Origin of the sequence: Bradyrhizobium frederickii (assembly GCF_004570865.1) — a bacterium.
In the GTDB taxonomy this organism is placed as follows: domain Bacteria; phylum Pseudomonadota; class Alphaproteobacteria; order Rhizobiales; family Xanthobacteraceae; genus Bradyrhizobium; species Bradyrhizobium frederickii.
Genome location: NZ_SPQS01000001.1, coordinates 70,924 through 86,332, shown reverse-complemented (window position 1 = coordinate 86,332; position 15,409 = coordinate 70,924). Strand labels below are relative to the sequence as shown.

The window sequence follows — 15,409 nt, the reverse complement described above, 5'->3', positions numbered from 1 at the left end:
GTTTAAGCCTTTCGAAAAACGTTCAACGCGAGGGCCGCGGAGGCCTCTCCCTTGAGCTTGCCGACATGCATGCCGATGACGCGATCGACCCGTCCCTCGAGCAGCGCAACGTTCTGCTCCGCAATGATCATCGCGGCATTCCCGAGCTCGACGGCCATCAGTGCATTGATCACGCTCTTGCCGATCTTTGGCGCCAGCCCGAGCGATGGCTCGTCGACGAGGAAGAGCGACGCATCCGTCATCAGGCCGCGGCCGATCGACACCATGCGTCGTTCGCCGCCCGACAGGCGCCCCACGGGTACGCCCATGAGCTTCCGCAACGGTGGAAATATCTCCAAGATGCGGAGCTTGCGTGCGGCGCGATCGCGCCAGGCCACCGCGGTGTAGGCCCCGGAATCGAGATGTTCCTCGACGGTCAGGCCATGGAATATCTCGTCGCCTTGCGGAATCAACGCCAATCCTGCGCGCACGATCTCGTGGGTGTAGCGCCCCGGCCCCTGGCTTCGCGTGCGACCGACCTCCCTGCTGTTCAGCTTGATCGAGCCGCGCTGCCAGCCGGTAAGCCCGGCGATTGCATAGAACAGGGTCGACTTGCCGTGTCCATTCAGGCCGACGATGCCGATCCGCTCCCCACACTGAACGACGAGATCTAGATCGTGGATGACGCGAACCGGCCCATAGCCCGCGGACAGTCCCTTGACGTTCAGGACCTCGCGCTGCGGCTGACGCGCCGGAGCGCCCGGCAAATGGCTGCTCACGGAGATATTCATGCATCGGCCTCTTCGCTGAAGTCCTCGAAGTAAGCCGCGTGGACCTTCGGATCCGCCATGACGTCGTCCATCAGCCCCTCGGAAATGACCTCCCCGGCATCCATCACCAGAATGCGGTCGGCGATCGTCCCGAGGAGCTCGATGCGGTGCTCGACGATGAGGATCGCAATGTTCATTTCCTTGGCGAGGATCCGCAGCAGCGTATCGATCTCGTCGACCTCCGAATTGATCAGGCCGGCCGCCGGCTCATCCAGCAGCAGCAACGAGGGCCGGCGCATCAGCAGGCAGGCCAGCAGCAATTTGCGCCGGTTGAAGGTCTCAAGCTGCGTGGCGGGCGTGTCATCACTGATCTTCAGGCCGACGAGGTCGGCGCCGTATTCGGCATCGAACCTGGTGAGAAATGGACGATGAGCCTGACGCGCCGCCTTGAACGTCTCGCCGACGGTCAACTCGTCAGGGACCACCGGCGTCTGGAACGTGCGGCCGATCCCCCGGCGCGAGCGGGAATACAACGGCAAGCCCGTAACATTCTCGCCCTTGAACCACACTGATCCGCTCTTTGGCGGCATCCGGCCGGAGAGGATTTCAAACAGGCTGGTCTTGCCCGCACCGTTCGGTCCGATGATGCCCAGCACTTCCCCGGCCTCGACATGCAGGTTGATGTCGCGGAGGATCTCGCGACCGCCGAGATCGAGCGAGATGCCGCTGCAGGAGAACAGGGCGGCCTTTCCGTCCTGTTCAGCCGCACCGTTTCGGGAGATCTGCTTGAGCATCAGGTCCACCACGGCGCAGAGATCAGCTTCGTTTCCGAGACCGGACCGGGGTAGACGATCTTGTGCTCGCCACCCTGGATCTGGACATAGAGCTGCGCGACGCCGGCCTCGAGCTTCCCCGCCTGCAATGCGTCGCCGCCATTGTCCGGGAAATGGCGTGCTTCCTGATATGGGTTGCCCATATCGACGTAGCCGCAGACGCCGCGCTGCGGGTTGGCCCGGATCCAGTCGCAGACCTCCTTGAACTTCCGGGGATCGCCGACCGCTTCCCAGGCCTTCTTGAGGTAGTAGGTCTGATCGTAGGCAATGCCGGTATACGCAAGCCCGGCAATGCCGGGGAAACGCTTCTTGTACTTCTGCCTGTAGGCGAGCCCCCTTTCGTCACCATAGATGCCCATGGTGGTGCCCCAGACGAAGCCATTCGCCGCCGAACCAGCTAGCTCGAGGAATTCCGGCTGCGAGGGGCCGTACTGGAGATAGACGAGCGAATCGCGCACCGGGCTTGCCACAAACTGCTTGCAGAAAGCGGCGTATTCAGCAGCCACCCAATGGTCCACCATGATCGCGGCGGCATCGACCTCCTTCATCTCGCGAATGACCGGTGCCCAGTCCTGCACGGGATACTGGATATCCGTAATGCGGGCGACTTCGAACTTGCCGCGCCGCTTGATCGCTTCCTGGGCCGCACGCGATATCGTTTGGCAGTAGCCGATCTGCTCCTGAATGATATGAACCTTGCGGTTCTTCGGCTTCCAGACGCCCCCCTGCTCCTGGTCTTCCAGCCAGAGAGCATAGCTCCATCCGTAATTCACCTCAGACGGACAGAACTGGAAGATGTGGCTGTATTTGCCCGGCTGCTCCTTGACGGCAGAGGTGCCGGCGCGTTGCGCGTTGCCGTTGATGTAGGGACATTTGTACTTCACCGTCGCGTCCATTGCCGGCAGCGGGACGAGCGTGAAAGCAAAAGAGATCGCGTCGACCTTGGCATCGACGCAGGCGGCCAGCGCCTGCTTGGAGGATTCCGGCGAGAGGACGTTCATGTCCGTCGTGAACAGCTTCAGCGGTCTGCCGAGGATGCCGCCTGCGGCATTGATCTCCTCCATCGCGAGCGTCGTCCCGTTCAGAAAGTCCTGATGATCCGCGACACCCGCTGCAGCCGTCTGGCAGTAGGGAACGCCGAGAACGATCGGCTGGGCGGCAAGCGCCGTCCGTCCCACGAACGGTGCGGCCATAGCAGCGCCGATGCCCGCGGTCACTGAACGCCTGGTGAGTTTGGAAACCATCCGAGCAACCTCTCCTGCAATCGCGCGCGGGTCCTCGGCATCGCGACCGAGACCAGGCCGGATTTCTGTTAATGCTAAGACGATGCGATCACGCACCGTCGAGTGATAGCCGCCGATCCGTACCCCACGGACTGACATGGTGGTTTCGGTCGAACCGCCTGGATCAGAGCCTCGGTCTTCTGCCGATTTTCAGCAATACGTCAGCTGACCGATTTTGAAGCCTGCTCTGGACGGCCCCGATGTGATCCAGGACCGACGCTGCGGGTGCGAACAAGGCTCAGGGTGACGACTTGGGCAGCAAGCCACGCCCAGATTTTCATCACTCGACAGCGCTGAAGGTCCTCTTGCGTCAGAATTGCTGGCCTTGAATGAGGTGAAGTGTGACACTGCTTTGACTAACGTACTGACCGCCTCTAACATGCAATTGCAGCTTTCAGCTCGGCGTCTCGGCTCGATCCGGGCCGGTCGAGATCAGCAGAGCGAATGGCCACAACGTCATGTGGCAGCTCGCATTGGTTGGCGCGGTCCTTGCTCTGAGGACGCGAAGCATTACGCAGTGCCGCCGGTCTAACGGATCATTAGCGGCCAAGAAGAAGATTCGATCACGAACCGTTGGCAAGATCTTTCACGAGCTGGAGGCTCACAGTGAAATCGGCAGCGATCGACCATGCGATGTCGGCTACGGTGCGGCTCGATGCACCGGCGGCAGCCCTGAATGATCAGATCATCGATCAAGCGACGCAGGTGACTCGCCTGTTGCGCGAGTTCGTGAAGAGTGCGGCGATTGCCCTGGTCGCGATGGATCCGATATCTCGAACCCATCGCACTCTGGCCGCCGACGGGTACACGGACAGAACAATGTCCTACGTGCTCGACGGCTTCCCTAACTCGTGCCCGGCCTACGCCATCGCGCGCGAGAAGGACACGCACTCGATGCGCTGGCGAGACTTCAAGCGCAACTGGAATCTCTATCTGCCGGATACGTTCACCGCTCAGGAATACCTGATCCCGGATGGATTCAAGGAAGGCTCGACGATGTGCTTGCGCGTCGCGGATGGCCGCTACATCGGGGCAATCCACATGAGCTGGTCCAAGGAGGCGCACGCAAAGGACGAGCACCGCGAGATGACGGAGCGCTTCCGCCCGATTCTGCTGAACATCTGTGATCAGCTCAGGACACCACAGCTGCTGGCCGATGAGCTGGCGCCAGGCGCCTATGCCATCGCCGTCTCCCCGAACGGTTTTGCGTTTCACCTCCCCAACCGTAATCCTGGACCGTATCTCGGCGAGGGCGGAGAGCTTCGCCGGCTCGTGCTGGAGAAGGCGAAGTCCCCCAGCGCTCAACGCTTCGTCTGGCCGGACGAGGCCGGCCGCTGTCATCAGGTCACGATCACGCCATGCCGCGGAAACATCCTTTTGATCACGGAGCAGTGCATTCGCTGGCCGTACAATCTCTCGCTCCGGGAGATTCAGATCCTGCATCTCGTGACCAGCGGCGCGTCAAATCCCAACATCGCCGAGCAGCTCTTCGTGTCGCCCCGCACGGTCTCCACTCACATCGAGCATATCCTCGCAAAGATGAGCTGCGACTCGCGCACGCGACTGGCGGCGCTTGCGGTGTCCGAAGGACTGCTGCTGGCGGAGTCCCCTTCCCGACGGTCGCGGAACTTCGCTGGCCATTGATCGGCCGCGATTATTTCAGCCGGATGGCGCGGCTTGCACCGGCACGTCCTTCAGAAGCACCACGAGACCCGCAGCCACGAGGCAGGCAAGGCCAACGCCGGCGAATCCGACCGCATAGGCTGCGAGGCCGAGGGCGCCGATCCCGCCAGACGCGATAGCGCCTCCTGCCAGGTGCATCACCGTCATCCAGCCCATCGCTCTGCCGACGCGGCGCGTGCCCAGATTTCCGGACATCAGCCTGACCAGCGCAGGGAACGTCAGTGCCGCATCAAGGCCATAGAGCGCGCCGAACTGGGCCAATTCGACGACGCTGAAGCCGGTGAAGGGAAGCCAGAGCAAGAGGAGCCCACGGACGACGAAGTAGAGTGCTAGCAGCGTTCGCGCGGGACAACGGTCCGCGAGATAGCCGCTCACCACGCTCCCGATCGCGCCGCCGAGCACGACGATCGCCATGACGTCGGCGCTCGATGTGAGGCCGAGACCCGCGCCCATGCAGAGCATACCGAGCTGGCCGTCGATCAGGCCGGATGTCGACGCGCCGCAGATGCAGAAAATCGTGGCAAGAACCAAGAATTGCCGGGTCTTCTCCCTTGGAAGCGCTGACCCGTGCCGGTTGGACTTGGGCCCTCGCGGTAAAGCTCCTCGTCGGGATATAGGAACAAGGACAACGGCGAACGCCGTGGCGAGCACGCCGACGGCAGCGGCCTGGAACACGAAGCACCAATCGAGCGCATTAGCCGCACGCGATGCCAGCAGCAGTCCCGCCGCCGATCCCAGCGGCTGCATCGACGCCAGGACACCGAAGCGTGTCCCGCAATGCGCCGCGCCGCCACGGCTGCCGATCATCGCGCCTAGAAGGGAGGCGCTCAAAGAGCCACTGAAACCAACACCCAGCCCCCAGGCCACAGTGAGATGCCATGGCGAGGCCGCGCGCGTCGTCGATGCAAGCGATAGCGCAAGGAGAGCCAGACTAGCGACCAACGGCGCGCGACCCCCCCCAGCGCTCGAGGCTGTACGCCGCGAACGGCGATGCGCAGGCAGAGACTGCAATGCCGAGCGTTATCGGCCAGGCGACGTCGGAGGGCTGCCACCCCAGATCCTGCTGGATGGTGACGGCCAGCAACGTAGGGAGCACGCGTGCGGCCGCGCCTGCAAAGATCGCGAAAGCGACGATCGGGGAGGCCATCGACCTGGAGCACGCTACGTTTCCAACGAAGGATGCAAGACAGGCCGACGACGCCGGTCGGACGAGCTGGAATGCGACGGGTCCGTTGGCGAGCCGCGCGCTACTCAGCGGCCTGCGCATGACAACTCGCGACGTTCCTGTCGGGCGCGAGATCGATGCCAGGATTGCGATCGAAGAAGCCGCTGGGCATCAGCTTGAAGCCGGTGAAGATGCAGGGTTGAACGGGAAAGTCCTCAGGGCGGACCTGATGATGAAGACCGAAGACGTGCCAGAGCACGATATCTGTGTTCTCGATATTCCGGTTCTTCCTGACGAAATCGGAGACACCTCCCGTTCCATCCGAGTGGTTCATGTGTTCGCCAGCCGGATATCGCTCTTCGGGATCGAAGGCCGTTACCCAGAGCTGATTCTTGATGAAGGACGACCGCCTGCCCGACGGCGACTCCGCATGGATGAACGGTGTCACGGCGTGACTAGCCTCGAGCTTGTACCCTGTCGGCATGCCAACCCAGTTCTTGCGATTGGGGTTGATAACTTTCCAGGCCCGATGCGTCGCGGGGTTCACCTGGCGGCACCCGCCAAGCTCGGTCTTGAGAACCGTCTCCTCCTCGTAGAAGCCGTTGCCGTAGGCATTATCCGGCCCCCAAGGATCGGCCTTGGTGTTGAGCTCGACGACACTGTTGTCGTCACCGTCGATATTCATGTCGAGCCGCGCGCAAAAGATGTGCTGGTGAATGTGACCGACGACGCCGGGGGCGACCTCCTTGCCGTACTTGCCAGGCTGGCCCGGATGGCAGGCGGCCGTGTTGATGATGCCGGTCGCCTTCAGCTCGAACTGGATCGAGCCGTCCGTATGGAAGTACCAGAACAGGCCATATTCGTAGTTGGCGACCGTTGCGATGCAGGAGACCACCAGCCTGCGGGCGCGGCGCGATTCGACGTTGTTGGAGCGGAAGTCCCAATGCTTCCATAGTAAGCCGGCATCCTCCTCATGGATGCAGATCGCGTTTTCTATGGTGACGACGTTGCCGTCCATCGTCGCGAGATGTGCGTCGAGATAGGCGATGGCACCGAGGCAATCACAGCCGAGCTTCAGCGAATTGGCCAGCTTGCCGATGCCGTACTCGCCGATGTCGAAGACGTTCTTTCGGAAATGCCCCTTGTCTGTCGTGCCGTACGGGACCACCATTTCCACCAGCGACGCGCGGTGCGCGACCGGCCGCCCGTCATAACTGATGTCGTGCAAAGTCAGGCCTTCGCGGGAATTGAAACCGACGAGCACCGACCAGCGGTCCCATTCCAGCCGATGTCCATCGAGCCTGAACGAAACGCCCTCGGGCTGAACGACATTGAGCGGCTTGTAGGGGGTGCGCGGCTTATCGATGAATTCCGCCTCGTAGTTCACCTCCGTCTTCGGAATCGGGATGATCTCGTGGTCATCGACGCGGATGATCTCGTAGGTCTTGATGTCGACCACGGCGTTCAGTCCGCCGATCGGGTGCGCATAGAGATTGTCGTTCTCTCGTAGACGGATCCAGGCGAACACGTGGGCGAGGTAGCGACCGTCCTCGCCCGGAATGTCAAAATTTCCCGCCGACCACGGATCGATGCAGACGAGCGACATGTCCTCGATGCCGCGCTTCTTGCAGGCGGCGATGAACTCGGGAGCCGCGCGGACGGCGTCTTCGATGGCCGTGAACTGCTCGAGCTGGATCATCGGCTTGGCTGACGGGAGATAGCTGGAGGTGAGGATCTTCTGCTCGGTCAGCGAGACAGTTACCCGCCAGATACCGTCCTGCCTGATTTGAAACAGATTAACGCGTGCAGTTCTGTCGATCTGCTCTCCGGACCTGTAGTGGCGAACGATTGCCTTCGCCGGTTCGAGAAGCTCGATCGTCTCAAACAGAAAATCGGCACCATATTGTGGATCTTTGCGAACGATCTCAATGACAGCTCGAATTTCGGCAGCGGTCAGGGGATCAAGAGGATGCTTCACTTCATCCGCACGTTGGTCATCCGACGAACAGCTGCAGGACGATGGAGCAACGACCGTATCCATTATCTACCTCCTTCTTGGCGCGACTAACGCAAGCCCAATCCGTGAATTGCAGGCCCGCCTTCGTCTGCAACATCCAACCACCTCAGCAACACCTTTGCTGGATCCAACCATGCTCGCTCGTATCCAAGCGACGGACGGCGTGCGGTTCGCAACCAGCTAGTCGCGGAGCTTCCGCTGCGCGTCATTCTCCGACAATACGTCAGTCGACCGATTCTGCAGGTTCGGGCGTGCTGCTATCAGATGGACTACTAACTTGCGATCAGGCGGCGCCGTAATCGCCTGATGCCCAGGGAGGGAGCGATTGGTGAGTGAAAAGCACAACCCCTATGACGTAGGTCTGGATAAGTGTCCGGCTAATCTCTTGCCTTTGACGCCACTGAGCTTTCTATCGCGCACGGCAGCCGTCTATCCCGATCTCACCAGCACCATTTACGGAGACCGCAGCTTCACATGGGCGCAGATTCATGAACGGTGCAAACGGTTTGCATCGTACCTCCGGCGGCGTGGCGTCGGTGTCGGTGATACGCTAGCAGCCATGCTCCCGAACGTTCCGGCCATGAACGAGCTTCACTTCTCGGTGCCGATGGCCGGCGCGGTGCTCAACGCGCTCAACGTCCGCCTCGACGCGCCCTCCATCGCGTTTCAGCTCGACCATGGCGGCGCGAAAATCATCCTGGTCGACCCCGAGTTCTCCGGCGTCATCACTGACGCGCTGGCGCAGATGAGCGGACCAAAGCCGTTCGTGATCGACGTCGACGATGTCGCCTTCAAGGGCAGCAGCCGCATCGGCGAGATCGAATACGAGGCGGCGGTCGCGCAAGGCGACCCGAACTTCGCCGCGATTCCGCCCAAGGACGAATGGGATGCGATCGCGCTGAGCTACACCTCGGGTACGACGGGCAATCCCAAGGGCGTCGTCACCCATCATCGCGGCGCGTATCTGAACGCCGTCAGCAACATCCTCGCGGGCAACCTCGGCCAGCATCCGGTCTATCTGTGGACGCTGCCGATGTTCCACTGCAACGGCTGGTGCTTTCCCTGGACCATCGCGGCCGCCGCCGGCGTCAATGTCTGCCTGCGCAAGGTCGAGCCGACCAGAATCTTCGAGCTGATCAAGAGCCACGGCGTCACCCACATGTGCGGCGCGCCGATCGTCTACAACACGCTGATCAACGCACCGGATGCGCCCAAGGGTACTGCCGCCCGCCGCGTCGTCGGCCTCATCGCCGGCGCGGCGCCGCCGGTCGCGGTGCTGGAAGGCGCCGAAAGTATCGGCATCAAGCTGACGCATGTCTATGGCCTGACCGAGGTCTACGGCCCCGCCTCCGTCTGCGCCGAGCAGCCCGGCTGGGACGAGCTTCCGCCCGCCGAGCGCGCCCGCATGAAGCGCCGGCAGGGCGTGCCCTACCCGCTTCAGGAAAGCGTCACCGTGATCAATCCGCAGACCATGAGGCAAGTGCCGCGCGATGGTGAGACCATCGGCGAGGTCATGTTCCGCGGCAACATCGTGATGAAGGGTTACCTGAAGAACGAAAAGGCGACCAAGGAAGCGTTCGAAGGCGGCTGGTTTCACACCGGCGATCTCGGCGTGCTCGACGAGCACGGCTACGTCATCATCAAGGACCGCTCCAAGGACATCATCATCTCAGGCGGCGAGAACATCTCCTCGGTCGAGGTCGAGGACATCCTCTACAAGCACCCCGCCGTGCTGTTCGCCGCCGTGGTCGCAAAGCCCGATCCGAAATGGGGCGAAGTGCCTTGCGCCTTCGTCGAGCTGAAGGACGGCGCAAGCGCGAGCGAGGCCGACATCATCGCCTTCTGCCGTTCGCACATGAGCGGTTTCAAGACGCCGAAAGTCGTGGTGTTCGGGCCGATTCCCAAGACCTCGACCGGGAAGATCCAGAAATTTCTGCTGCGCAATCAGGTGGACTCGGCGAAGGCGATTTCGGCCTGAGCCCAGACGCATCGGGGAAACGGTTCCGCGCGCCGCCAGCGGGTTAAGACATAGTAAATGGCGGCAGGCGCTCCGCTTAGCGCTCCTTCACTCCACTGCCCGCAGCGTAGATACCGGTCACCGGTGGTGCAGCCACCGAACTGCGATCCCTTCTAAATCGGCGCGCGAGTGCGACACTCGTTGCAGCCGCAAGCGAACTCGATATCGATGCATCGCATCTTTCAGAGTTTATCGATCTATTAGCTGTCGCAGAAAGCCCGGCCGAATTTAGCCTGGCTATCGCAGCCATTGCGGAGGCGCTGGATCTTTCGTCCTTTGCTTACCTAGCCCTTCCACGTTCGCCGCTGGCTAAGCCAGTTTTGATCTCGACATATCCGCTAGGGTGGACGTCGCACTATTTGCAGAACAACTATCAGGAGATTGACCCAGTGATCCTGGAAGCGCTCCGTAGTCCAGAGCCGTTCAGTTGGGAAATTGGTGTGGATGCGAGACCACATTCAACAGTCCAGCAGAAACTCCCACTCGTGGTCAACGAGGACAATGGTGAGCCTTACGACGAGAGTACCTATCGCCATTGGGTGTCGACCGCCCGAGCCGCCGCAATCTTCGGCTTTCTTGCGTGCGACAACGCGCGCCAGGCAATTGTCCGCGCAGAGCGACTGAACGCCGAACTGATTAAGAACGTCGACAAGCTGTTCGCCCTCTTTCCTCTCGATGAGGAGAATAAGGCGCAGCGCGCTCGAGCGGTCGATCAGCGCAAGCGCGCATTGGCGGAATGGCTGGATGCGCAGACCGCTCGCGACAGCAATGGCCATGAGACAGCATGGCTTCTCAAGCCTTGCCCGACGCTGATGTTCGTCAACGGCGCCGGCGAACTCGACCAAAAGCACGACCAAGACCTACGTGATACCTGCGTTATGCTTCTCGATCGGGCTGGCTGCGACTTGCTGACGATCTGCGACATCACTGGGCATTCATACCGAAGCGCGCAGACTATCGTGAAGCACTACCGCGCCCGCAATGCGGCTCGCGCCGATTCTGGTATCGACAGGCTTGAATAGCAGGTGCGGAAGGAAGGCATGAGGAGCTGAACGCAGACCAGTAGGTCTCATTTGGCTGCGCGCTTCAGCGGTGGATGGGCTTCGGCTCTAAATATCCGACTCGTCGCACGGCGTGCGACGTACGACCATCAAAAGCGTCGCACGAGACCCGGTATGTTCTACCGCGGAATTTAAAAAAGCCCTTGCGGGCCAACCTCTTGAGGGTGGTGGGCGCACCAGGGCTCGAACCTGGGACCCGCTGATTAAGAGACACGCTACCACCGTTGATTTCTCGAGAGAATTTTTCCAACCAAGCCAAAATCCCATCAATACAGATCAGTAGCTTACAGCGAGAAATCCAACCGCGAGTAAGCAACGTGCCAGCTTGCTAAGCGGCCATCCGAGTTCCGGGTTCGAGTCTCTGGTCCGCTACGTCGCTAGATCACTATTTCAGAAGCCCCATTTTTCATTGGGACCCAAGGCGGTCAGGATCTGGATCAGGCGCCACACCTCGCAACGTCGTGCCTACACCTAGGGTGCGATCAAGGTCCCGGCGAGCTCCGGACCGACTACGTTCATCTCATCGCCCGTCCCCTTCTTCTGGCCTCAAAGCCCGCTGCGATCGTGGTGGCGTTCACCGGGACAAAAGCAGAAAATAGGGCGTTGAGGCAAGTTCTGTCGACGAGTTACCGCCGGGCGTGGCTGCAGCAAGAGGCGGCTATCCGACCGGAGCCACGCGTGCGAAGCGGCGCTCGATTGAGAACCGATCCACCGCTGCAACACCTGCTTATCGTCGCAGGGTTATCAGCGGTGTCTTTGAAAAGCCCGCAGACGCTCCTGATCGTCTCATTCACCCTTAAACTGGCGTCTTCCATATCCTTGAGAATGACGTTGAAAGCCAACCATGCCGTTGGGAGCGGCCAACCCTTCGACACGCGAATACACCGTGCCACTCAGCTCGAAATTGAAGATGCCCGACGGCTGATACTTCTTCTTGCGAATGAGCGCTCGACCGAATCCAATATCCAGGGAATGTGGCGCACGCAGCAGATCACCTTGGCGCGCGGAAACAGCTCGGTGATAAGCGGCAGCCGCGCGCCACCAATTGCGGTTGGTGTCGAACGCCACATGCTCTTTCGGCAGGTCGGCGTAGTAGGTCGAGAAGGTCGCCTTGATGAGGTCCCGGCGCTGCTTGTCGGTGATGAAGATCGCGCTCTCGTTGCTCATGCTCATGTTGCGCAGCATGCCGTCGACCAGCGAGTCGACCGGTCCGGTCATCCCGGCGCGAAAGCGCGGGTTCCGCCGCAAAACGGCCGACAGCAGCGTCGAGCCCGCACGCGGAAGTCCGGAAATGAATATCGCCTGAAGTTTCAGGAGACGAATTCCCTCACCGACAAGACGATTGCATGCGTTCATCCGCCAGGCGGACAGACCGCTCTGCGAGAGCTGGACGACCGGATGTGGGCGGACGGTGAGCCCATCGCCCCCTCGCCAACCGTCGACCAAGCAATCAAAGGTGGATTTCCCTGGCTTGAACTCCGACCCTGCTGTCGTCATCAGGCTCGCTTCTCGGGTGGGCCCTCCCCGTGGACCAGAGACCGACAATCTGATGCTACGCGGGTTCGGCTCAGCTCGGCTGACGTCGGCATCGCTCCGACGTTCTCATGCACAGTACCTCGGGTCATCACGAGAGAACTCAATCTGGTGCTGGTGTCCTCACCACGCGCACGCTAGGCGCGACTGAAAGCATGATCTTGGGAAGCTCGAGGCCTTCTCGGCTGCCAATACCGAAGCGCTACGATTGGCGAGCCCGGCCGATATCGCGATCTCGAACAGCGACAAGGCGCTCGCGCAATCATCAGCTGCTTGGCTGCTTCTACGAGCTGGCGGAAAAAGCCGCCGGTAGCGCCCGCCGCCGCGCCGCAGAACGGCGGGCAATCTCCATTCTCGATCGAGTCGCGGCACATGATCCGTCGGAACCCGCCCTGCCGGCCGATTTCGGCGTCCGCCTCTCAGGCAAGAACATCCGTATCTCGCGCAACCAAGCGGAAATCAGGGATCGGGCGGCCATCAACTCCTTGGTTGTCGATGCAGATTTCTGCCGCAGACCTTGACCCGAAAGCTCAGCAGCGTCAGGCGCAAGCAACGTGCCGGTGGCTTGCTCCTGTTGCGTTCGTGCCCATTTGACCCTCCCAGAGTCCTTCGATACGTTGCACTCAACCTCCGCAGTCAACTCAAGTGAGTCACGACCAAGGTGAGCGCATTCGTCTCTGCGACCAGCAAAGCTGCCGATCCCCCATCGCCAACCCGCTCCAGTTTTCGACGCTTTACTGTCGGGTTCATTGGATTTGTAGCGATGCCTCCGCTCGCCCTCTCCGCGCTCATCGTATTGGTCGATCCCTACTACGTGTTTGGGACCCCTGACATTCCGGGGATCAATGTCGTGCGGCCGCGATACGAAAATCACGTTCCCGCTGTGAAGCCGTATCAGGTGCGACGGATCAAGCCCGAGGCGATCATATTAGGTAGTTCCCGCGCCGAGGTCGCTCTCGATCCGCAGCATCCCGGATGGAGCGGCAAGAACGTCTTCAACTTCGGCCAGCCTTCGGCCACGAGCTATGAGGTCATGCTGGCGTTTCTCCACGCACAATCAGTCGCACCGCTCAAGCAAGCCGTGATCGGCCTGGATTTCTTCGGCTTCAATATCTTCTTTCCGCGTGACCAGGCATATCTGGAGAGCCGTTTTTCAGGCGACGGAGTTCGGGACTTCGCTGATTTTCTGGCAGCCGAGCTTGCGAAGCGCCGGCCCGACAGCAACGAGAAGCCTTCCGCCTCCGTTGGCACACCTACACCCGGCGAAGTGGCCCGCTCGGAGGCTCAACTGGCACCTCGAACGGAAGTCACCGCCGATCCTGCCTGCAAAGATGCCGGACCCGAGAAATGCACGCCAGCCGGGATGGTGGAGGGCAGCCCCCCTATCGACTGGAACGAGGCGCTCTATTTGCGACTCTACCCGGACGTCGCCGCCGAAGTGCGGCGTGGCACGTTCACCAGCGGCTATCATCACTATCTCGCCGCCGGGCGCGCCGAAGGGCGGCAGAACGGCACGCCGCCACCTGGCTGGAATGAGGCGCAATATCTTCGAATCTATCCTGATGTCGCCGCCGAAGTTCGGCGGGGCACCTTCGTCAGCGGCTATCACCACTATCTTGCCGCCGGGCGCGCCGAAGGCCGGCAGGACGGCACGCCGCCGCGCGACTGGAACGAAGAGCTCTATCTGCGCATCAGTCCCGACGTGAGAGACGAAGTCGCCCGCGGCACCTTCATCAGCGGCTATCACCACTATCTCGCCGCCGGGCGCGCCGAAGGCCGGCAGGACGGCACGCCGCCGCGCGACTGGAACGAAGAGCTCTATCTGCGCATCAATCCTGACGTGAGAGACGAAGTCGCCCGCGGCACCTTCATCAGCGGCTATCACCACTATCTCGCCGCCGGCAAACTGGAACATCGCGAAGGTGGCTTCACGCCGAAGGCCTGGAGCGAGACGAGATATCTTCAAGTCAACCGCGACGTTGAATATCAGGTCTCGCAAGGTTCTTTTCTGAGCGGTTATCACCACTATCTGGCGGCCGGACGTGAGGAAAAGCGGATGGGCGGCTTCCTCCCCGACGGTTGGAACGAAGTGAACTATCTGTCCAAAAACCCCGTTGCTCGTGTCAGATTGGCGCTTGGCGAATACAGCGACGGCTATTCGCACTACGCGGCAGTCGGTCAAAAGCAGGGACTGACGGGTGGATTTCCGCCCGCCGATTTTTTGGACGCGCTATTGTCACGTTGGCAAACGCTGGGAAGAGCTGCGTTTCAGATCGGGGAGCTCTTCCGCCTGGTTCTTTCGACAACCGCCGTGCACGATACACTCGCGACACTTCGCGGACAATCGGAGCCCGTCTCCTTCAACAGCCGTGGCATGCGCATTTGGGATTGGCAGGACAACAGCATTCGCAAGAACGGCGGAAATGGCCACGTTTTCCGCAATAACATCCTGGGCTGGCGGTGGTACATCTGGCTCATGCCGCCGCGATATATGTATTGCTTCAACAACCCCGCCACCGGAATGAGCAGTTTCGAGGCCTTCCGCTTCCTCGTTCGGCGGGCCCATGAACAGGAAACCGATCTGCGGCTCTTCATGACGCCGCTACATACATCGGTTCGGCAGTTATTCGTCGCACTCGGCCTCTCCGACCGGTACGAATTCTGGCAGGGAGAATTGGTCCGAATTAATGAAGAGGAGGCAGCGCGTGCCGGTCGCAAACCGTTTCCCCTGTGGGACTTCAGCGACGCCAGTTCCGTCACGCGTGAAATCGTTCCGGAACGCACCGATCTGACGCCGATGCGCTGGTTCTGGGAGTTTTCGCATTACCGCCATATGGCCGGAAATCTCATCCTCGATCGCATCTTCGGACATGATCGTCCGGAATCCGCGCTGCCCGCCGATTTTGGCGTCCGCCTCACGAGTGGCAACATCAGTGCGCACCTCGCGCACAGCCGGGCCGGAATTGCCGATTGGGCGGCTACCAATTCTGGATTTGCAACGCAGATCGCCGCCGCAACCCAAGGCTCCAAAGTTCAGAATCGTCAAAGCAAAGCGACTTGTTGGTAAT

10 protein-coding genes are annotated in these 15,409 nt (G+C 61.1%); 4 read left to right on the top strand and 6 right to left on the bottom strand.

The window, feature by feature from the left end; translation table 11 throughout:
* Positions 1-2: 2 nt before the first annotated feature.
* From E4K64_RS00360 to E4K64_RS00350, 3 genes are read right to left on the bottom strand one after another with little or no spacing between them, the layout of a single operon-like run.
* The gene (locus E4K64_RS00360) at positions 3-770 is read right to left on the bottom strand and encodes an ABC transporter ATP-binding protein (RefSeq protein ID WP_135161653.1); all 768 of its coding nucleotides are present in this window, start codon (positions 768-770) and stop codon (positions 3-5) included.
* Complete coding sequence (locus E4K64_RS00355) at positions 767-1,543, bottom strand: ABC transporter ATP-binding protein (RefSeq protein WP_135161652.1); 777 nt, start codon at positions 1,541-1,543, stop codon at positions 767-769. The genes E4K64_RS00360 and E4K64_RS00355 overlap by 4 nt, the downstream gene beginning before the upstream one ends.
* Positions 1,543-2,922: an ABC transporter substrate-binding protein gene (locus E4K64_RS00350; protein WP_235884420.1), complete on the bottom strand. Its 1,380-nt coding sequence runs from the start codon at positions 2,920-2,922 to the stop codon at positions 1,543-1,545. Before E4K64_RS00350 ends, E4K64_RS00355 begins: the two co-directional genes overlap by 1 nt.
* Positions 2,923-3,471: 549 nt before the next feature.
* On the opposite strand from E4K64_RS00350, the gene E4K64_RS00345 reads away from it, so the two are divergent.
* Positions 3,472-4,509, top strand: coding sequence for a response regulator transcription factor (locus tag E4K64_RS00345; protein WP_135161651.1), 1,038 nt, complete (start codon positions 3,472-3,474; stop codon positions 4,507-4,509).
* A gap of 15 nt (positions 4,510-4,524) precedes the next feature.
* Here E4K64_RS00345 and E4K64_RS00340 read toward each other — a convergent pair whose 3' ends face one another.
* Both E4K64_RS00340 and E4K64_RS00335 read right to left on the bottom strand, forming a co-directional pair.
* On the bottom strand, positions 4,525-5,415 hold the full coding sequence (locus E4K64_RS00340; RefSeq protein WP_347338617.1) for an MFS transporter: 891 nt from the start codon (positions 5,413-5,415) through the stop codon (positions 4,525-4,527).
* Between the two features lie 380 nt (positions 5,416-5,795).
* Complete coding sequence (locus E4K64_RS00335) at positions 5,796-7,754, bottom strand: primary-amine oxidase (protein ID WP_135161649.1); 1,959 nt, start codon at positions 7,752-7,754, stop codon at positions 5,796-5,798.
* Positions 7,755-8,058: 304 nt separating this feature from the next.
* Between E4K64_RS00335 and E4K64_RS00330 the strand changes: the two genes are divergently transcribed.
* Positions 8,059-9,708: an acyl-CoA synthetase gene (locus E4K64_RS00330; RefSeq protein WP_135161648.1), complete on the top strand. Its 1,650-nt coding sequence runs from the start codon at positions 8,059-8,061 to the stop codon at positions 9,706-9,708.
* A 110-nt stretch (positions 9,709-9,818) separates the two neighbouring features.
* The gene (locus E4K64_RS00325; RefSeq protein WP_347338620.1) at positions 9,819-10,769 is read left to right on the top strand and encodes an autoinducer binding domain-containing protein; all 951 of its coding nucleotides are present in this window, start codon (positions 9,819-9,821) and stop codon (positions 10,767-10,769) included.
* A gap of 825 nt (positions 10,770-11,594) precedes the next feature.
* On the opposite strand, the gene E4K64_RS00320 is transcribed toward E4K64_RS00325, so the two are convergent.
* Positions 11,595-12,305 carry a sulfotransferase gene (locus E4K64_RS00320; protein ID WP_235884508.1) on the bottom strand — a complete coding sequence of 237 codons (711 nt, stop codon included), beginning with the start codon at positions 12,303-12,305 and terminating at the stop codon, positions 11,595-11,597.
* A 799-nt stretch (positions 12,306-13,104) separates the two neighbouring features.
* Here E4K64_RS00320 and E4K64_RS00315 point away from each other — a divergent pair.
* A complete protein-coding gene (locus E4K64_RS00315) occupies positions 13,105-15,408 on the top strand; it encodes a hypothetical protein (protein ID WP_135161647.1) in 2,304 nt (767 codons plus the stop codon).
* The last annotated feature ends 1 nt before the right edge of the window (position 15,409 follow it).

Coding starts and splice junctions, on each gene's coding strand:
- E4K64_RS00315 (WP_135161647.1), top strand. CDS start 13,105: ATGCCTCCGCTCGCCCTCTCCGCGCTCATCGTATTGGTCGATCCCTAC.
- E4K64_RS00335 (WP_135161649.1), bottom strand. CDS start 7,754: ATGGATACGGTCGTTGCTCCATCGTCCTGCAGCTGTTCGTCGGATGAC.
- E4K64_RS00355 (WP_135161652.1), bottom strand. CDS start 1,543: ATGCTCAAGCAGATCTCCCGAAACGGTGCGGCTGAACAGGACGGAAAG.
- E4K64_RS00320 (WP_235884508.1), bottom strand. CDS start 12,305: ATGACGACAGCAGGGTCGGAGTTCAAGCCAGGGAAATCCACCTTTGAT.
- E4K64_RS00360 (WP_135161653.1), bottom strand. CDS start 770: ATGAATATCTCCGTGAGCAGCCATTTGCCGGGCGCTCCGGCGCGTCAG.